The following is a 19,072-nucleotide window of genomic DNA, read 5'->3' as shown; positions in this document are numbered from 1 at the left end:
GTTTACTCCCCCTTTTTCTTTCCACGAAGACGAATTAATGCGAAGATCGCCATCGCTGCGATTCCGAGAACGGTGATTTCAAATAAAGTATCTAACCCACGAAAGTCAACTAAAATAACGTTAACAATATTGTCGCCCCCGCCTAGCTTATATGAATTTTCTACAAAATAGCTAGACATTGAGTCAAACATCTTACTGCTGTGAGAAGAAATTGCTACCATAGTCATCATTAGTCCAAACGCGATTGAAATAGATAGATTCATTATCTTTGTTGTAACCGATTGATCATTTTTCTCTAATTTAGGTAAATGGTAGAAGACGAGAAGAAATAGGGCTACAGTTACTGTCTCGACTATGAATTGAGTGAGCGCTAAGTCAGGAGCACGGTAATGCACAAATAACATGGCGAGTCCATAACCAACAACTCCTAAAATTAAAATGGCTGCAATTCGGTTATTCGTTAAGATTGTTGCAACAGCTGCAATCACCATAACAACAGCTATAAGGATTTCCTGGATGGTTACCTTAGCGAGGTTACTTGAATCGATAGTAAAACCGCTTGTGAGGCTCATCACACTAAATGTAACTAACAGGATAGCTAATAGAATTAAACGAACATAGCGACCTAGTGAGCCATTCATATAGCTATTCGTAATGGTAGTTGAATATTTTTCAGCACGGTCAACTAACCCATCGTAAAATTTGTTTAAGCTAAGCACGCCAGGCACCGCTTTATATACAGATTCCCATTTAGATCTCGAAATATATAAAATGGTTCCAAACGCTAGAACAGCAATTGACATAATAAAGGCAGGACTAATTCCATGCCAATAATAAATGCTATGTTGTATATCGATTCCACCGACTGCAGAAGCTGCGTGCTCTATGAATGGTTGGTTTATTAAATCAGGGAATAAACCAATGATAACAACACCAAGTACAAGCACTATTGGAGATACTAACATACCAATAGGGGCTTCATGAGGTTTCTTAGGTAGTTCGTCAATGTCTGCTTTTCCTCGAAATGTACCGAAAAAGAAGTACATGGAGTAGACAAATGTAAAGATACTACCTAACACAGCCAAATAAGGAAATAGCGTTTGTAAGGTTTCAGTTATGCCTGAAACTGATAAGTCTAAGTGAATAGCTGATTCGAAAAATAGTTCTTTACTATAGAATCCGTTTAAGAAAGGTAGGGGAACTCCAGCCATAGAAAATGACGCAATTAAAGCGAGTGTCGCTGTAATTGGTAAAAAGGTCATTAGTCCACCTAGCCGTCGAATATCCCGAGAGCCTGTTTCGTGATCAATAATTCCAGCAACCATGAATAAGCTTCCTTTAAACGTTGCATGGTTCAGTATGTGAAATACTGCAGCAAAGATAGCTATCTCTGTACCAAATCCGAGCATGGCCATAATCATACCCAGCTGACTTATAGTTGAAAAAGCAAGAATGGCTTTTAAGTCGGTTTGTCTCACGGCCATATAAGATCCCCAACACAATGTGGCAATTCCGACACTTGAAACAATAATGAAAAACCAGTCAGAAACAGATAGCATAGGAAGGAAACGAGCTACAAGAAAAATCCCCGCCTTTACCATTGTAGCCGAGTGCAAGTAGGCACTAACTGGTGTTGGCGCCTCCATCGCATCTGGCAACCAAATGTGGAATGGAAACTGTGCAGACTTGGTAAATGCACCAAGAAGTATGAATCCTAGAATAAGTGGAAAGAATTCATGGTTTAAGATAAGTTCCTGTTGTCCTATCATTTCCTGAATACTTGCCGTACTTGTTATTACACTCATGAAAACTAAACCGCCAAGTAAACTAAGTCCACCAAAAACGGTGATCAACATTGATTTTAAGGCACCGTAACGTGATCCTTCACGATGGTTCCAAAAACCAATGAGCAAGAAAGATGAAAGTGAAGTAAACTCCCAAAACGTATATAATACGAATACATTATCTGAAAGCACTACACCTAGCATTGATCCCATAAATAATAAAAAGTAAACATAAAAATGTCCCAGTTGCTCCGATTTATGTAAATAATAGATCGAATAGAAAGCAACTAGGGATCCTATTCCACTTATTAATAATACAAATAGTAAGCTTAAGCCATCTAGATAAAATAAGATGTTCATATCTAAAGATGGAACCCATGAGTATTCTCGTGCAACAGGTTCAAAGTCTGTTCCTAAAAATTGTACAAAATAAATAAAGATCACAACAGGTACCGCAGTAACAAAGAAACCTGTGTGAAACTTGTTTTTCCACTTGCTTATCATTGGAATAAAGATTGCAATAATAAAAGGCAATAATACCGCCAGTAGCATCTGGTTGTTCCTCCCTCGGCCTAAGTTCAATAAATAAAAATGTTCTTTCAATCAATTGTAATCAAAAACCTAACTAATATTCAACTGAATAGTACTATATTCATTTATATTGTCTAATCTTTTTATAAATATATAAATAAGAAGAGAAGCGTCGTTACTTTTTTTAAAAAAAATCATAAAAAAACGCCAATCGATAAAATTGACGTGTGTAGGCTGGGTTCATTCCCTATTATTGGAATTATCCTACTCGGAAGTTCGTCCGATCTAGTAGATGATAGAGTTTTCTTTGGATGATTTCACTTTCAATTTGTTTTATGAACTCTCTAGAAAGATTGAGTTGAACGGCTTTGTGGTAAGATTGTAGTAACAGGGTATCAGATAATTGTTTCATCTCTTTCTGCCGAATGGCAGCCACCTCCTGTTTGATATGAAGCTTGGAAGTTTTTGTACTATTTCACCATACCATGAGAGGTTACCGGCTACAATAACCCCTTTATCAACAGACTATTGTAGATAAGTGTGATATAGAGGGTGTGGAAATGTTGTAGTAAGCGGACGGGTTTTGTGTGGAAAATGTGTATAAAGTTATCCACAGGCTTGATGTGTCGTGAATTGTCGAACGATTATAGTTCTATTTGAAGGAAAATCAGGATTATTTTGAAACGAAGCCTATTTTTGTATATGATAGGTAAGGAGATTTTGTCGTGAAGGATGGTGAGTATAATGCTAAGAAATTTTTTACCTAATGAACATGTTGGCAGTGTACACGATATTAATCCCCTTGTGTTGAAAGATAAAGGAATCAAAGGTATTATCACTGATTTAGATAATACACTAGTTGCTTGGGACGCTCCTGACGCAACAGAAGAAATAATTGAATGGTTTCAATTAATGGATGAGAATGGGATACAAGTCATAATAGCTTCGAATAATAATGAAAATCGTGTGAAATTATTTTCAGAGCCACTTGATACGACTTTTATTCATAGTGCAAGAAAACCGCTTTCTAATGCTTTTAAAAAAGCTCAAAAAGCAATGAATGTAAGAAAAGAAGAGTTAGTTGTAGTAGGCGACCAAATTATGACTGATGTCTTAGGGGGTAATCTAGCTGGATTACACACTATTTTAGTGGTTCCTATAGTTGAGACTGACGGGTTTGTGACTAAGTTCAACAGAAAGATCGAGCGTAGAATATTAAACTGGATGAAACGTAAGGGAAAGATTGAATGGGAGGAGGAAAATAATCGATGACAGATATAAAATGTCAGGGGTGTGGGGTGTCGATTCAAACTGCTAACCCCGATCAACCAGGGTATGCTCCGAAGTCTGCTTTGGAAAGAGAGGATATCATATGTAAACGATGTTTTCGTCTGAAGCATTATAATGAGGTACAGGATGTACCTTATCAGGATGATGATTTCTTGGAAATGCTTAATCAGATTAGTGACAGTAGTGGTTTAATTGTTCAATTAGTTGACATTTTTGATTTTAACGGTAGTTTTATTCCTGGAATGAAACGATTAACAGGTCAAAATCCTGTAATATTAGTTGGGAACAAGATGGACGTACTTCCTAAATCAGTAAACCCAAATAAAGTGAAACAGTGGCTAAAATCCTCTATGAAGGAACAAGGATTAAAGGTGGAGGATGTATTCCTTATTTCCGCTCAAAAAGGTGAGGGAATGGACGAGCTTTCTCGTGCTATTGAAAACTATCGTCAAGGAAGAGACGTGTATGTCGTAGGAACAACAAATGTTGGAAAATCCACTTTCATTAATGCTTTAATTCAAAAAACCTCAGGTGTGAAAGATGCGATAACAACTTCGTACTTTCCTGGAACTACGTTAGGTTTTATAGACATCCCCCTTGATGAAAAGACTTCATTGTATGATACTCCTGGAGTTATTCATCGCCATCAGATGTCTCACTATGTATCAGATCATGATTTAAAAGTGATTACTCCAAGAAAAGAAGTAAAACCAAAGGCTTATCAAATTAATCAAGGGCAAACTTTATACTTTGGTGGATTAGCACGTTTAGATTTTGTGTCTGGAGAGAGGTCTTCATTTGTTTGTTATTTATCAAACGAACTTGATATTCACCGTACGAAATTAGAGAATGCCGATGAACTTTATCGAAATCATATTGGTGAGCTTCTAACACCTCCAGATTCTGAAACACTAAAAGACTTGCCACCCTTGAAAGCCCACACATTTAAACTACATGAGGGGAAGACAGATATAGTTTTTTCAGGTTTAGGATGGGCCACCGTTCCTGAAGGTAATGTTACGGTTACAGCTCATGTTCCTGAAGGTGTTAAAGTATCATTACGACAATCGTTAATTTAGGAGGCTTATAATGTTCAAGCTTGGTTTAATTGGTTATCCAATTGCTCATTCTCTATCACCCTGGATCCATAATCGTTTGTTAGAAGAACAAGGATTAAAGGGAGATTATCAGCTATTTGAAATTGAACCTGATCAATTTGATATAAGAATAAAGAAACTTAAAGAATATGACTTAGATGGTTTTAACGTAACTGTTCCTTATAAAGAGCGTATCCTTAATTATTTGGACGAAATAGATGAAGCAGCTGAATTTTTAGGGGCAGTAAATACAGTTAAAGTAGAAAATGGAAAATGGGTTGGATATAATACTGATGGAATTGGTTACCTCACTTCTCTAATTAATCGATACCCTAATGTGTTGAAAAATGCTGGTAAAGTATTGATTCTAGGTAGTGGAGGAGCAGCTCGTGGAATATACTATACCTTATTGCAAAAAGGTGTAAACCAAGTGGATATCTCAAATCGTACCGTTCAAAAAGCTGAACAAATTATTAAGGAGTTAGATGGTGGCTCATTTTCTACTCCTCTTACAATTGAAGAGGCAGAGCAGAATATTGGACAATATGATGTGGTAGTTCAAACATCTTCTGTAGGAATGTCTCCAGAAAAAGATCAATCTATTATTGATTTTAAACATATAAAGGCCGGAGCTTTATTTAGTGATATCGTCTATCGTCCAATGTATACGGCTTTCTTGGAAAAAGCGGATTCACTTGGTGCTAATCTTCACTTTGGCCATGAAATGTTACTGCATCAAGCCATATATGCTTTTGAAATATGGACAAACTCAGAACCGGACGCCTCCAATATAATGACAGCATTTGAGGGGAAACTGAAAGGAGAATAGAATGTTAACTAGTAAAGAAAAAAAACATTTACGTAAGCTCTCACATCAGATTCAATCAATATTTCAGGTGGGTAAAGCAGGGGTGAATAGTAATATGACTACACAAATATCTGAAGCATTAGAAAAAAGAGAACTCATTAAAATTAGTGTGTTACAAAATAATTTTGAAGAGAATCAAGTAGTTGCTGAAGAAATAGTAGAAAAAACAGGCGCCCACATTGTGCAAGTCATCGGAAATACTATAATTTTATATAAAGAATCTGATAACAATAAACAAATTCGCTTATCATAAAAGGAGAAGGCTAATGAAACGAATTGGAATATTGGGAGGGACATTCGACCCCTTGCATCAAGGCCATATGATCATTGCGGAACACGTATATGAAGCATTGAAGTTAGATGAAATATGGTTTATTCCATCACACCTTCCACCCCATAAGCAAGAAGCTACTGTATCGTCTGAAGACCGCCTACAAATGGTTAAGGAAGCGATTAAAGGGAATCCTCACTTCCACGTTTCTGCAATTGAAATAGAACGAGAAGGAAAGTCTTACACCATTGATACGATAAAACACCTTAAAGGTGCATACCCCGAACATAAATTCTGCTTTATTATTGGGGGAGATATGGTTCAATATCTCCCCCAATGGCATCGTATAGATGAGCTAAGACAACTTGTCCAGTTTGTCGGAGTAGGCAGAAAGGAAATTACGGGGAAAGATTTAAATGAAGATGTTCAAATGGTTGAAATACCAAGGGTGGATATATCTTCATCTATCATTAGGGACCGTTTAAGTCATGACCAATCGATCCGATATCTTGTACCAGAGTCAGTTTTTGAGTATGTAAAGGAGAAATCTTTGTATGAGCCTAAGTCGGAATGAATTATTAGATTTTGTGCGCCCTCACTTAAAACAATCACGTTATGAACATACGGTAAGAGTAACCGATACTGCACTTGAGCTAGCTGAAAGATTTGGTGGAGATGTCCATAAAGTCGAAATCGCTGCTATTTTACATGATTTTGCAAAGCATAAGCCTAAAGAAGATCTTAAACAATGGATACTTCGTGACCAAAGATTATCGAAAGACCTTCTGGATTATCACCATGAGTTATGGCATGGCCCTGTGGGAGCTATTATGCTTGAGAGTGAGCTCGAATTAAAGGATCGTAGTATTCAGTCTGCTATTGCATGTCATACTAGCGGTAAGAAGAATATGAGTACATTAGACAAGATTGTATTTCTAGCTGATTATATTGAACCAGGAAGAAATTTTTCTGGTGTTGAAGAAGTTCGTGAACTAGCAAAAGAGAATTTGGACGAAGCGTGCTTACAAGCATTAATAAATACAATCCAATTTCTTACGAATAATCAAAGATCAGTTTATCCTGATACATTTCATGCATATAATCAATTAATATAGACACTGTTTTGTAATATAACTATGGGAGGTATAGTATTGGAGAGTAAAGAATTAGTAACTATTGCTGCAAAAGCGTGTGATGAAAAGCGGGCCAATGATATTGTCGTATTAGATATGGCAGATGTGTCTTTAGTGGCCGATTATTTTTTAATTTGTGAAGGAACTAATGAACGGCAAGTACAAGCTATAGCCAGAGAAGTAAAAGACAAAGCGGAAGAAAATGAAATTGAAGTTAAACGAATGGAGGGTTTTGATAAAGCTCGCTGGATTCTTGTTGATTTGAATGGGGTTGTTTGTCATATATTCCATAAAGATGAGCGACACTATTATAATTTGGAACGCCTATGGGGCGACGCCTCTACAGTATCATTAGAAGGAATCGAAGGATGAGTTATCAGCAAATGGCTGAAGTCTACGATGAATTAATGAAAGATGCCCCTTACGACCAGTGGGTTGCATGGACAAAGCATATGATTGAGAAATATGGACCCAGGACTCAGCAAATGCTGGACCTGGGTTGTGGAACTGGGGAAATAACAACACGTCTAAGTGCAGACTTTCAGCTGACAGGTGTTGATTTGTCAGCTGAAATGCTTTCTGTTGCTTCATCAAAAGAACGTTCAGATCAGGTTCGCTGGCTCCGGCAGGATATTGCTCAACTAGAGGGCCTGTATGGTTTTGATTGTGTTATTAGCTATTGTGACGTAATTAATTATATTACAGACGAGTCTCAACTTACTTCGGTTTTTTCTCATGTAAATACAGCTTTAAATGATCAGGGATTATTTATGTTTGATGTTCATTCTGTAGATCATATTCTTGAAAATTTGTATGGTCAAACTTTTGCAGAAGTTTATGATGAACTATCTTACATTTGGTTTTGTGATCCAAATGAAACGGAATTCTCTATTACTCATGATTTAACATTTTTTTTGCAAAAGGGAAACTTGTATGACCGATTTGATGAGACACATTATCAAAAAGGCTATCCTATAGACGTTTTAAAAAAGTTGTTGAAGCAGACGGGCTTTGTCATCGAAAGAATTAGTAGCGATTTCTCGTGTGATGAATCATACGAAGGGAACCGTATTTTTTTCGTTTGTAGAAAGGTATAGAGGATGACAAAATATTTTGTCATCCTCTATTTTTTTGCAGGATAAAATGCATTTGTGTCGAATACTGTGTTATAAGATAATCGAAAGTTTATCACGATAATGTTTATAATGAGTCGATTGGAACATGACGTTAAATGTATCATCAATATTTTCCTCTAGAGCTACGAGGCCCTCGCCTGTTACTCCTCCCTTAACCGTTACCTTCTTAATTAGCTCTGGCAGACTATATACGTTTTGCTCTAGTAGTGCTCCAAGCCCGATAATCATTTCTTCCATTAACTCCGTAGCTTGTTTTTTCGGAATCCCACCAATTGTATGAGCGGCCTCAATCATATTTTCTAATAGAAAACCTACAAAAGCAGGACCACAAGACACGATGTCAGAAGCGACTCGAATGTACTGCTCTTCTACTTCTACTGGTTTTGAGAATTGAGAAAAGGTGGAGAGCAATTCGTTCTGATATTCGTCACTTACTCTATCTCCAATTGTAAATAAGCTTACACCTGCATGAGCTCGATTCGTAATCGAAGGTACAATTCTTACGATTTGGCAGCTTAGAACCTTTTCAAGATCCTTCACCGAAACAGGACTTGTAATGGAAACAACACATTGCGTTGGGGAGGGAGAAAGGTGCTTAAGAATGTGCTCATAATGATGAGGTTTTACACAAATTAATATAATATCACAGTTGGTCTCAATGTCTTGAACAGATTCAGCCACTAGAAGTTCATTAAATTCCTCTTGTAAAAGCTCCGCCTTTTCCTTTGTACGATTATAAATCATTAATTCACTTGCATTGATCGCACCACTAGAAATGAATGCATGAGTGAGCATGCTTCCCATATTACCTGTCCCTATAATTCCATAACGCATAGAATCTCCTCCTTTTCGTTTACCTAACTACTTTATTCACTTTAAAACAAAATATGAAAGGAGAAATGGTCATTTTGCATCTTTTAAAAAGGTATAGTTGGGTATTGATCATTTTGGCTTTTGTCGTATTGATCTGGCAGTCTAAATCTAATCGGGATGATACAATCCAAACAAAAAACGACTCCTCTATTCCCCACATCGAAGCACAGGCGGTAGCATTAGATGAAGAAAGTACCACATTGCCGTCTACGATAATAGTAGACGTGAAAGGAGAAGTGAATGAACCGGGTATATATGAAATGAAACCAGGAACACGAGTCAATGATGCCATTATTCAAGCAGGAGGAATGACAGAGAATGCAGAGCAAACAAGTGTCAACTTTGCTCAAAAAATTCAGGATGAAATGGTTATACTTGTAACTTCCACAGAAGAAAGTAGAGGCGATATTAATAGTACAAGCTCTTCTAACTCTTCGGCTGGTATAAGAATTAATCAAGCCACATCTGAAGAAATTCAATCTCTTCAGGGAATTGGTCCATCTAAGGCTGATGCAATTGTACAATATCGCGAGGAAAATGGGTTATTTAGACAAATAGATGACCTATTGGAGATTTCAGGTATAGGAGAAAAAACGTTAAAGCAAATAGAGGATGATATTCAAGTTCCTTAATTGTGTTTGACGATCATTTTTTGTAAGAGTAAACTTAATTAAAAATCAATGAGAGGGGTTTACGGTTATGGATCGGATTTCTTGGGACCATTACTTCATGGCTCAAAGCTATTTATTAAAAACTCGAAGTACTTGTGAACGATTAGCAGTAGGTGCGGTTATTATTCGTGATAAAAGAATGATTGCTGGGGGATATAACGGTAGTGTCTCTGGCGGAGTGCATTGTATTGATGAGGGCTGTTACGTTATTGATGGACATTGTGTACGGACGATACACGCTGAAATGAATGCATTATTACAGTGTGCAAAATTCGGGGTTGCTACAGAAGGCTCAGAAATTTATGTCACACATTTTCCTTGCGTTCATTGTACAAAAGCTATCATTCAAGCAGGCATAAAGGCTGTATATTATAGCGAGGATTATAAGAATCACCCTTACTCTATTCAACTTTTGGAGGATGCGAAAGTGAAGATGGTGAAAGTTGGATATCTTAGAGAGATAACAAAAGGTGATCAAAAGAAAGAACAATTTATTAATGAACTTATTCAGAAATTGGAAAGAAGTGAGGTTAATCAACAAGAGATAACTATGTTAAAGGAACGAGCGGAGGATTTATTTCACACATCCTCATTTAATAACACGTGAGAGGTAATTGCCATTTAATCGTTTTTGCATTAATTTTTGGAGGACTAACGAATGTAATAGAAGGTATGCTAAGTTTAATATTCCTATGTATATTTTTATTCTGGGCGAAATTCTCTTTCAATTCTTGGAAATGGAAAGGAGTCTTAGGCTCCTTCTTTGCCTTCGGTTTTATTCTTTTTAGTCCTCAACACCCTCCACCTTCTTACCCCAGTCAAACAGAGCTCCTCACAGGAAAAATATCTGCCCCAATAACAGAAACTACTGCATATTTACGTACCACACTTTCTCGAGAAAACTCCAAAAATAAAGCCATTATTCAATATTATAAGGATGAGCCTATTGATCCATTAGCCAGCGAACTTCGTACCCAACTTAAGTATGGAGCATTTTGTGAGATTAAAGGAAAAGTTAGTCGGCCAGAGGGTGCTAGAAACCCGGGGCAATTTGATTATCGGCAATATTTAGAACAACAGAATATTTATCATGAAGTACTGATTACCTCGCCAGATCAATTATCTTGCCAAGGTGCTTCCGTATTTGACTCTATATACCAATTAAGAGCAAATATAATGGCATCAGTTGATAAAACGTTGGGCGATGAACCATATTCTTGGGCAACGGCTCTCGTCTTCGGAGATTCCAGTTTGTTGCCTGAAGAAATTATGAAATGGTTTAGAGACTTTAGTCTTTCACACATATTAGCCATTTCCGGTTTGCATGTAGGGTTATTTATCGGTGGAATCTTCTTTCTTTTGTATCGATCAAGTTTAACAACGATTGAACAAGCGAGATGGTTCTTGTTAATAATTATTCCTTGTTATTGTTTTATCGCAGGCGCAGAACCTTCTGTGTTACGTGCTGGTTTAATGGCTTGTTTAATCATTCTAATGGTGCAGAGTAAACTCCGCATTAATATTACTGATGTTATTTCGTTGGTCGCGTTATTTTTACTTATTCTTTCTCCAATGTACTTATTCAACCTCGGCTTTCAGTTTTCCTTTCTAGTTTCATTTAGTTTAATTTTATCTGCCCCAATCTTACAAAATAAAAATCCATGGGTAATATCAGCAACAATAAGTCTAGTTAGTCAACTTTCCATTCTTCCTATACAGCTTTATCACTTTTATCAGTATAATCCGCTCTCTCTTATAGCGAATTTAATCCTCATCCCCTACTTTTCGTTTATCGTCATTCCTCTTTTGTTCCTAATAGTCCTGTTATGCTTTGTGTTACCTGCCTTTGCTACAGCTATTTCTTCTATCTTTATCACTGTTCATAACAAATTGTTGGATGTATTAATTAGCAACAGTGCTGAATTGAATCTTCAGTGGGTGGTTGGCAAGATCTCGATAGAGTGGATTTGTGTATATCTTGTAATATTTACACTTTTTATGAAAAATTGGAGTGTCTTTAAATTAAGGCGCGCATTTTCTTATGCTGTATTAATGATTGGCTTACTAATGGTGTATTGTTTGCAACCGTATTTTTCAGATCAGGGCACTGTTACTATGCTCGATGTTGGACAGGGAGATGCTTTTGTCATTGAATTGCCATACCGTAGAGGGGTTCTTATGATTGATGCTGCAGGTTCACCTATTTTTTCGGAAAATTCCAGCAGAGTAGCCGAACAAATAATAGAACCTTTTTTAAAGTCGAAAGGAATTAGCCATCTTGATGCTTTAATTATTTCACATAAAGATCAAGATCATAGTGGTAGTATTGAACCGTTATTGTCCTCATTTTCGGTCGGAAAGTTGTATGTGAGCTCATTTTACGAACAGGAATTAGGTTTAGAAGAAGTAATAAGAAGTGGAGAAACAATCATGGTTGCAAATACAGAGTTTCACATCATTCATCCAGAAGAAGATTATTCAAGTCCTAACGACAATTCATTGGTTGTTTATTCGCAGTTTGGAGGGATGTCCTGGTTGTTTACAGGGGATATTTAAAAAGAAGTGGAGAGCGACTTATTAAAAAAATATCCTCATTTAAAAAGTGAGGTATTAAAGGTTGGACATCACGGTAGTAATACTTCAACATCAAAGAAATGGTTAGAAATGCTCGATCCAACTGTTGCTTTGATATCTGCAGGACAAGACAACAGATACGGCCATCCTCATGATGAAGTAACTGAATTATTGGAATCGCAGGATGTTTTCATCTTTAGAACAGACTTACATGGTGCGGTAAGCTTTAAATATAATAAGGAAAATGGAACGTTTTCCACACATATTCCGTATGATGCTGAAGGAGAATAAAAAAAGACTGCTTTATTAGCAGCCTTTAGATTCAATGGATTATTGTCCAATAACAGAGAATAGTACGCCTATCCCGAAGATGACAAAGAAGAAAACAAATGAAAAAACAAACCCTAAACCAGAGTCGATTACGTCATTTGTCTTAGACTGAATATCCTTTTTAAATTCATTCATTGTTACCCCTCCTATATCAACTTAATTATAAGTGATATTTCAATAAAAATCCACATTCTTTATAGAAGATCTAAATTTCTGCTCCTTATCATTAGATTGCCTTAACTAGAAAGACTTGTCACAGATATTTCTACCCTAATCGGTCACACTATAATCATGAGGGGAACAACATCGTTTACTTGCATAGCATCCGGGGCTATGGGAGTAACGTTTATATAGATTTTTGCGGTGGTGGAATTTTGACAGATGTGATAATCAACAATAAAATAGTTATCATGAATTCACCCTCTTATGGAGGCACCACCGCAATTTTTAAAAAAGGGGAAAAAGGAGTCATACTGTGGCTGAACAGATACACTTATTATACGGGACAGAAAGTTATTTAATACAAGAACAAAAACAAAAAATTATTGAGAAAAGCCTTACTCCAGAGGATCGGGAATTTAATATTTCCCAATACGACCTTGAGGAAACACCGATTGAGGAAGCGGTGATAGATGCAGAGACATTTCCTTTTCTTGGCGAAAAAAAAGTTATCATAGTTTATAATCCTGTATTTTTAAAAGCTAAACCTGATACATTGCCTTTTGAACATGACGTAGACGTTCTCATAGAATATTTGAATAATCCAGTAGAATATAGTGAATTAATTATCATTGCGCCTTATGAAAAGGTGGACGAACGTAAGAAAGTGTTTAAGCAGTTAAAGAAACAAGCAAAAGTTACAGTGTGCCAACCGATCAGAGAGTGGGATATTGATAAATGGATTCAGTCCATTGCGAAAGATTTACATATTACAATCCCCCAATCCATTCATGAATTATTTACTCAGGAAATTGGCACAAATTTAATGACGCTGAGAAAAGAAATCGAAAAACTTGCTTTAAATGTAGGGGAAAATGGAGAAGTGACAAGAGAACTTGCAGAGGACCTATTATCACATAGCTCTGAAGCATCTGGATTGAAAATGGTGGATGCTGTCATGGAGAAGGACTTAGGGAGGGCTATTTTGCTATTTAAAGATCTTATAAAAGCAAATGAAGAGCCTATTACATTGATTGCCCTACTAGCATCACAATTTCGTGTGATTAGCCAAGTGAAGGCACTGAAACAAAAAGGTTATGCACAAAACCAGATGCGTGAATATATTAAGGCCCACCCGTTTGTTATTAAAATGGCATTAAAAAGAGAGAAAGCTTTTACGGATGAAGAATTGAACAGCATTATCCAAGAATTAGCAGAAACTGATTATGTAATGAAGCAAGGTCAGATGGATAAAGTCATTGCTTTTGAAATGTTATTATATCGACTGATTCATATTAAAAAGTTTAAGGCTATTAAAACATAAAATTATTAAAAATCCTTTAGAATGAATGCTCTGAAGGGTTTTTTTGCGGTGAGAAATTTTTCATAAAAAAACGATCCTTAAAAAAGGATCGTGTGTGTTGGTCATAAAAAACTTTAAACGATTAAAGCGTGTTAACTTTTTGGGATAGACGAGCTTTTTTGCGGTTCCCGTTATTCTTGTGAAGGGCACCACGTTGAACAGCTTTGTCAATTTTCTTAACAGCTGTTGCAAGTGCTTCTTTCGCCTGATCCGCTTCTTTATTAGCCACTAGCTTATCTACACGTTTAACTGCAGTACGCATGTCGGATTTGAATGCTGCGTTAAGACTGCGAGCATCATCATTAACACGTACGCGTTTTTTGGCTGATTTAATATTAGGCATGGTTTCACCTCCTAGGTAAAAACATCAAACTCGTTCATGTCGAACAAGAGACATTTTACCAAAGCATAACTTCGTTTTCAATAGGTTTCTCTATCTTCTTTTGCATAGTATTACTATTCAAAGGAAAAGTTAGCGTTAAGGAGGTCTGAAATTATGTCAAATATAGAAGAATTTTCAGTGCGGACGGACTTAGCTTTGGAAGCCCAGGAAATGAATGTCCATCCTGATGAAAAGGCTAATAAGTCGGATGATGGGGTTACTGTCAATGAAGAAAAAATAGATGATATAACCCTAACCTATGTGAAGGTGGACGAAGCAGGTGCTGCCCGCATTGGGAAGAAAGCTGGCCATTATGTCACACTAGAGTCCCAAGCCATTCGTAAGCAAGACACAGAACTGCAAGTGAGATTATCTACTTGTCTTTCTCATCAATTAAAAAAACTTATGAAGGAATGTGGTATCAAAGACTCAGATCGTTGTTTAATCGTTGGTCTCGGTAATAATAATGTTACACCTGATGCCATTGGACCTCTCGTAATGAATGAGGTTGTCGTTACAAGCCATCTTTTCAAATTACAACCTGAAACAGTTTCTGAAGGATATCGATCTGTTTCAGCAGTATCACCGGGCGTTATGGGCGTGACAGGGATAGAGACGAGTGATATGATACACGGCATTATTCATGAAACGAATCCAGACTTTGTCATTGCTGTAGATGCGTTGGCTTCACGATCTATCAATAGAATTAATGCTACGATACAATTATCAGATACAGGGATACACCCTGGTTCCGGAGTAGGGAATAAAAGGAAAGAAATAAGTAAAGAAACATACGACATTCCGGTGATATCAATAGGAGTTCCCACCGTTGTTGATGCTGTGACTATAACGAGTGATAGCATTGATTATATCCTGAAACACTTTGGTAGAGAATGGGAGGAGAAAGATAGACCTTCAGGAGTACTGTCTCCATCTATGAACCCATTTGAAAGAAAAACATTAACAGATGAGGATATGCCAGGGGAAGAAGAAAGAAAAGCTGTTCTTGGTATGCTAGGGCAATTAGGTGTCAATGAAAAGAAACAGCTTATTAAGGAAGTGCTCACGCCGCTTGGCCATAACTTAATGGTTACACCTAAGGAAGTAGACTCTTTTGTACGTGATATGGCTCACGTGATCTCTTCAGGAGTTAATAGTGCTCTTCATGAAGCGATTGAAGATGGAGAAGCATCCTCATATACGAGAATTTAATATAATTAGGATATCGTCGTTCTATCGTTATTCCCCCTCACATAGGATTTACTAGAGTCCATGATAGGGGGAATAGAACGATGGGATCTATTCGTAAATTCGGAAAAAAACATCCAAATATATTTAAGAAGTGGTCGGTTTGGATTGCAGGAGCTGTTGCAGTTCTTTTGATATTATTTATTGGCATTGGTTTACTGACCGGTGCGAAATCTACATATAAACTTTATTCTTCTACGATTCAAAATTTTACTACCCAGATTGAAGGAAGTTCTTTTCTTTATCTATTTGAAATGGAAAATCGATTATTTGCCAATGCTCATCCAGATGGATTAAAACTCCCAGGATTATCCGCGGTATCCTTCCAATTACTTACAAGCGTTAAACCTCATGACTTAAGAACTTTACTTGGAAGAGAGATTCCGGGATTGTCTGCTTATAACAGTGAAATTGTAATTGCTGGTGAAGGAACCAATTATACTAACTTGCCTTTTGAGTCACAGCCTCCTCTAGATGTGGTTTTAGAAGATCGAGATGCTGTGGATACGGAAGACACACCATCACCTCCTCAAGAAAGAGAAGGGCGAGATATTACTGAGGATTCAGTGTTTATTTATCATACTCATAATAGGGAATCCTATTTCCCACATTTACCTGAAGGGACTAAAGATGCGTATCATGATGAAGTTAATATAACAAAGGTAGGAGATCGTTTAGGAGAAGCTCTTAGGAAACATGGAATAGGTGCCAATGTTGATCATACAGACATCACTACTTCTGCTTTGGAAAAAGAACTAGATTACTACGATGTTTCCAGAGGTGTCGTTCAGGAAGCAATGGCTTCAAACGACCGTATTAAATATATTTTTGATCTGCACCGTGATAATGTTCCGCGCGATATTACGACGAAAGAAATCGATGGTAAAACGTATGCGCGAACTATCTTTGTAGTAGGGGCAAAACACCCTGATTATGAGAAGAATTTAAAGATTGCTACAGATCTTCACAAAATGTTGGAAGAAAAGTATCCTGGATTGAGCAGAGGAGTTCTCACGAAACAAGGAACTGGAGTTGACGGTAAATATAACCAAGATTTATTAGGGAATGCTCTCTTAATAGAATTTGGAGGCGTACACAATCATTTGGATGAAGTTTATTTGACGGCGGATGTCATTGCTGAAGTATTTAGTGACTATTACTGGCAGGCTGAAGAAGTTTCTTCTGAGGAATAGGGGGGGGGGCAATGAAAAGTTTAATCATTTTGATGGTTAGTTTGCTTTTATTTGTTTCAGGTTCCCTATATGGGATAAATCAAGATTCACCTCCAGCTACTGAAAGCGAACCAAAAGTGGAGCTAAATAACGCCTGCTCGCCTGAAAATATTGAGCAGAAACCTCCGATGATCGCAGAAGCAGCGTATAGCCTAGGGGAAGGCGTGAGTCATGGATTCAACTTCATTTTATTTCTCCTCTATAGTTTTATGAGCGGTAAATAGATGATAGTTGAGTAATGTTAAGTTTGAATCGTTGCTCTCCAATTGCTATAATCATGCTAGATAGTTGTGCCGAAATAGTAGGAGTGATTAAATGACAACACGATCAAGACAGGAAAGGGTACGTAACTTTTCGATTATTGCCCATATTGATCATGGGAAATCGACGCTAGCCGACCGAATCCTGGAAAAAACGAATGCGTTAACTAAGAGACAGATGAAAGAACAATTTTTAGATGCGATGGATTTAGAACGTGAACGTGGGATTACTATTAAATTGAATGCTGTCCAGCTTAACTATAAAGCAAATGATAAGCAAGATTATACGTTTCATTTAATTGATACGCCTGGACATGTCGATTTTACATATGAAGTGTCCCGTAGTCTTGCTGCTTGTGAAGGGGCTATTCTTGTAGTAGACGCTGTTCAAGGTATTGAAGCTCAAACGCTTGCCAATGTTTATTTAGCACTAGAGAACGATTTAGAAATCATACCTGTTATTAACAAAATTGACTTACCGGGAGCAGATACAGAAAGAATTAAACAAGAAATTGAAGATGTTATCGGCATCGATGCATCAGATGCTATTCTTGCTTCCGCGAAAGAAGGCGTAGGAATCGATGAGATCTTAGAGAGAATTGTTTCGGATATCCCTGCACCTGAAGGAGAAGCTAATGATCCTTTGAAAGCTTTAATATTCGATTCCTTGTATGATTCTTACCGAGGAGTTGTTGCCTATACTTGTGTCCGCGAGGGCTCTGTTAAAATAGGTGATAAAATAAAAATGATGCAGACCGGGAAGGAATTTGAAGTCAATGAAGTGGGAGTTTTCAGACCCACTCCAACCCCATTGAAAGAATTAAACGTAGGAGATGTTGGGTATTTAACGGCATCTATCAAAAACATCGGAGATTCACGTGTGGGTGATACGATTACCCTAGCGAACAATCAAGCAGAGACACCACTACCCGGATATAAGAAAATGAATCCGATGGTATTCTGTGGACTTTATCCTGTTGACGCAAGCAATTACAATGATTTACGTGATGCTCTAGAGCGCTTGGAATTGAATGATTCTTCCTTACAATTTGAAGCGGAAAGTTCGCAAGCTCTTGGATTTGGATTCCGTTGCGGATTCCTTGGTATGCTCCACATGGAAATAATTCAGGAACGCATTGAACGTGAATATAAAATAGATCTTATTACGACAGCCCCGAGTGTTATTTATAGTGTTAAGTTAACGGATGGTCGTGAGATTAATGTCGATAATCCATCAATGATGCCTGATAATCAACAACTAGAAGAAGTCCAGGAACCTTTCGTGAAAGCAACGATTATGGTGCCGAATGAATATGTAGGGCCCGTTATGGAAATTTGCCAGCGTAAACGAGGTAATTTCATCGATATGCAATATTTAAATGATAATCGGGTGAATATTGTTTATGATATACCGTTATCAGAAATTGTATATGACTTTTTCGATTCACTTAAATCTCAAACGAAAGGCTATGCTTCGTTCGATTATGAGTTAATTGGTTATCGCGCATCTAATTTAGTGAAGATGGACATTCTTCTTAACGGCGATACAATTGATGCTCTATCCTTTATCGTTCACCGAGATTTTGCTTATGAAAGAGGAAAGGTTATTGCTGATAAATTGAGGAAGTTAATTCCTAGACAGCAATTTGAAGTCCCAATCCAAGCTGCGATTGGCACAAAAATTGTTGCTCGTACAACCATTAAAGCAATGCGTAAGAATGTCTTGTCTAAATGTTACGGGGGAGATATCTCACGTAAACGTAAATTATTGGAAAAACAAAAAGAAGGTAAAAAGCGCATGAAAATGGTAGGATCTGTAGAAGTACCGCAAGAAGCGTTTATGTCTGTATTAGAAATAGATGATGATTAA

The 19,072-nt window shown here is 37.1% G+C and carries 22 protein-coding genes; 17 read left to right on the top strand and 5 right to left on the bottom strand.

Translation table 11 applies throughout. The annotated features are described in order from the left end of the window. Positions 1-2 precede the first annotated feature (2 nt). Together ACFQIC_RS02350 and sda are read right to left on the bottom strand one after the other, a co-directional pair. On the bottom strand, positions 3-2,336 hold the full coding sequence (locus tag ACFQIC_RS02350; protein WP_204706897.1) for a Na+/H+ antiporter subunit A: 2,334 nt from the start codon (positions 2,334-2,336) through the stop codon (positions 3-5). A 238-nt stretch (positions 2,337-2,574) separates the two neighbouring features. Then, positions 2,575-2,727, bottom strand: coding sequence for a sporulation histidine kinase inhibitor Sda (gene sda / locus ACFQIC_RS02345; protein WP_204706895.1), 153 nt, complete (start codon positions 2,725-2,727; stop codon positions 2,575-2,577). Between the two features lie 332 nt (positions 2,728-3,059). Here sda and ACFQIC_RS02340 point away from each other — a divergent pair, with 332 nt between their 5' ends. From ACFQIC_RS02340 to ACFQIC_RS02305, 8 genes are read left to right on the top strand one after another with little or no spacing between them, the layout of a single operon-like run. Then, a complete protein-coding gene (locus ACFQIC_RS02340; protein WP_204706893.1) occupies positions 3,060-3,587 on the top strand; it encodes a YqeG family HAD IIIA-type phosphatase in 528 nt (175 codons plus the stop codon). Beyond that, positions 3,584-4,684 (top strand): ribosome biogenesis GTPase YqeH, encoded by a 1,101-nt coding sequence (yqeH, locus tag ACFQIC_RS02335; RefSeq protein ID WP_204706891.1) that lies wholly within the window; start codon positions 3,584-3,586, stop codon positions 4,682-4,684. Before ACFQIC_RS02340 ends, yqeH begins: the two co-directional genes overlap by 4 nt. Positions 4,685-4,694: 10 nt before the next feature. Continuing rightward, entirely contained in the window at positions 4,695-5,531 is an 837-nt protein-coding gene (gene aroE / locus ACFQIC_RS02330; protein ID WP_390216916.1) for a shikimate dehydrogenase, read from the top strand. 1 nt (position 5,532) lies between these two features. Continuing rightward, positions 5,533-5,823 (top strand): ribosome assembly RNA-binding protein YhbY, encoded by a 291-nt coding sequence (yhbY, locus tag ACFQIC_RS02325; protein ID WP_204706889.1) that lies wholly within the window; start codon positions 5,533-5,535, stop codon positions 5,821-5,823. A gap of 13 nt (positions 5,824-5,836) precedes the next feature. Next, the gene (locus tag ACFQIC_RS02320) at positions 5,837-6,415 is read left to right on the top strand and encodes a nicotinate-nucleotide adenylyltransferase (RefSeq protein ID WP_204706887.1); all 579 of its coding nucleotides are present in this window, start codon (positions 5,837-5,839) and stop codon (positions 6,413-6,415) included. Further along, positions 6,396-6,956: a bis(5'-nucleosyl)-tetraphosphatase (symmetrical) YqeK gene (gene yqeK / locus ACFQIC_RS02315; RefSeq protein WP_204706885.1), complete on the top strand. Its 561-nt coding sequence runs from the start codon at positions 6,396-6,398 to the stop codon at positions 6,954-6,956. The genes ACFQIC_RS02320 and yqeK overlap by 20 nt, the downstream gene beginning before the upstream one ends. Positions 6,957-6,992: 36 nt before the next feature. Next, positions 6,993-7,346: a ribosome silencing factor gene (gene rsfS, locus ACFQIC_RS02310; RefSeq protein WP_204706883.1), complete on the top strand. Its 354-nt coding sequence runs from the start codon at positions 6,993-6,995 to the stop codon at positions 7,344-7,346. Then, the gene (locus ACFQIC_RS02305) at positions 7,343-8,071 is read left to right on the top strand and encodes a class I SAM-dependent DNA methyltransferase (RefSeq protein WP_204706881.1); all 729 of its coding nucleotides are present in this window, start codon (positions 7,343-7,345) and stop codon (positions 8,069-8,071) included. Before rsfS ends, ACFQIC_RS02305 begins: the two co-directional genes overlap by 4 nt. A 69-nt stretch (positions 8,072-8,140) precedes the next feature. On the opposite strand, the gene comER is transcribed toward ACFQIC_RS02305, so the two are convergent. Next, positions 8,141-8,944: a late competence protein ComER gene (gene comER, locus ACFQIC_RS02300; protein ID WP_204706879.1), complete on the bottom strand. Its 804-nt coding sequence runs from the start codon at positions 8,942-8,944 to the stop codon at positions 8,141-8,143. A 74-nt stretch (positions 8,945-9,018) separates the two neighbouring features. Here comER and ACFQIC_RS02295 point away from each other — a divergent pair, with 74 nt between their 5' ends. From ACFQIC_RS02295 to ACFQIC_RS02280, 4 genes are all read left to right on the top strand, one after another. Then, entirely contained in the window at positions 9,019-9,615 is a 597-nt protein-coding gene (locus ACFQIC_RS02295) for a helix-hairpin-helix domain-containing protein (RefSeq protein ID WP_204706877.1), read from the top strand. A 67-nt stretch (positions 9,616-9,682) separates the two neighbouring features. Then, entirely contained in the window at positions 9,683-10,261 is a 579-nt protein-coding gene (locus ACFQIC_RS02290) for a ComE operon protein 2 (RefSeq protein WP_204706875.1), read from the top strand. Then, on the top strand, positions 10,258-12,210 hold the full coding sequence (locus ACFQIC_RS02285; protein WP_390216915.1) for a DNA internalization-related competence protein ComEC/Rec2: 1,953 nt from the start codon (positions 10,258-10,260) through the stop codon (positions 12,208-12,210). The genes ACFQIC_RS02290 and ACFQIC_RS02285 overlap by 4 nt, the downstream gene beginning before the upstream one ends. Positions 12,211-12,216: 6 nt before the next feature. After that, on the top strand, positions 12,217-12,519 hold the full coding sequence (locus ACFQIC_RS02280; RefSeq protein WP_204706871.1) for a ComEC/Rec2 family competence protein: 303 nt from the start codon (positions 12,217-12,219) through the stop codon (positions 12,517-12,519). 39 nt (positions 12,520-12,558) lie between these two features. Here ACFQIC_RS02280 and ACFQIC_RS02275 read toward each other — a convergent pair whose 3' ends face one another. Continuing rightward, positions 12,559-12,693, bottom strand: a complete 135-nt coding sequence (locus tag ACFQIC_RS02275) for a YqzM family protein (RefSeq protein WP_204706869.1) — start codon at positions 12,691-12,693, stop codon at positions 12,559-12,561. Positions 12,694-13,033: 340 nt separating this feature from the next. On the opposite strand from ACFQIC_RS02275, the gene holA reads away from it, so the two are divergent. Next, positions 13,034-14,041 carry a DNA polymerase III subunit delta gene (gene holA / locus ACFQIC_RS02270; protein WP_204706867.1) on the top strand — a complete coding sequence of 336 codons (1,008 nt, stop codon included), beginning with the start codon at positions 13,034-13,036 and terminating at the stop codon, positions 14,039-14,041. Between the two features lie 121 nt (positions 14,042-14,162). Here holA and rpsT read toward each other — a convergent pair whose 3' ends face one another. Continuing rightward, positions 14,163-14,423: a 30S ribosomal protein S20 gene (gene rpsT, locus ACFQIC_RS02265; protein ID WP_204706865.1), complete on the bottom strand. Its 261-nt coding sequence runs from the start codon at positions 14,421-14,423 to the stop codon at positions 14,163-14,165. 162 nt (positions 14,424-14,585) lie between these two features. Here rpsT and gpr point away from each other — a divergent pair, with 162 nt between their 5' ends. The 4 genes from gpr to lepA all read left to right on the top strand — a co-directional run bounded on the left by gpr (position 14,586) and on the right by lepA (position 19,072). Continuing rightward, positions 14,586-15,674 (top strand): GPR endopeptidase, encoded by a 1,089-nt coding sequence (gpr, locus tag ACFQIC_RS02260; RefSeq protein ID WP_465260865.1) that lies wholly within the window; start codon positions 14,586-14,588, stop codon positions 15,672-15,674. Positions 15,675-15,754: 80 nt separating this feature from the next. After that, entirely contained in the window at positions 15,755-16,903 is a 1,149-nt protein-coding gene (spoIIP, locus tag ACFQIC_RS02255) for a stage II sporulation protein P (protein WP_204706862.1), read from the top strand. A gap of 11 nt (positions 16,904-16,914) precedes the next feature. After that, a complete protein-coding gene (locus ACFQIC_RS02250; protein ID WP_204706860.1) occupies positions 16,915-17,166 on the top strand; it encodes a hypothetical protein in 252 nt (83 codons plus the stop codon). A 91-nt stretch (positions 17,167-17,257) separates the two neighbouring features. Next, positions 17,258-19,072: a translation elongation factor 4 gene (lepA, locus tag ACFQIC_RS02245; protein WP_204706858.1), complete on the top strand. Its 1,815-nt coding sequence runs from the start codon at positions 17,258-17,260 to the stop codon at positions 19,070-19,072.

Origin of the sequence: Halobacillus seohaensis (assembly GCF_042663045.1) — a bacterium.
Classification (GTDB): Bacteria; Bacillota; Bacilli; order Bacillales; family Halobacillaceae; genus Halobacillus_A; species Halobacillus_A seohaensis.
The sequence above is the reverse complement of the archived record's forward strand: the minus strand, read 5'-3'. Positions and strand labels throughout refer to the sequence as shown.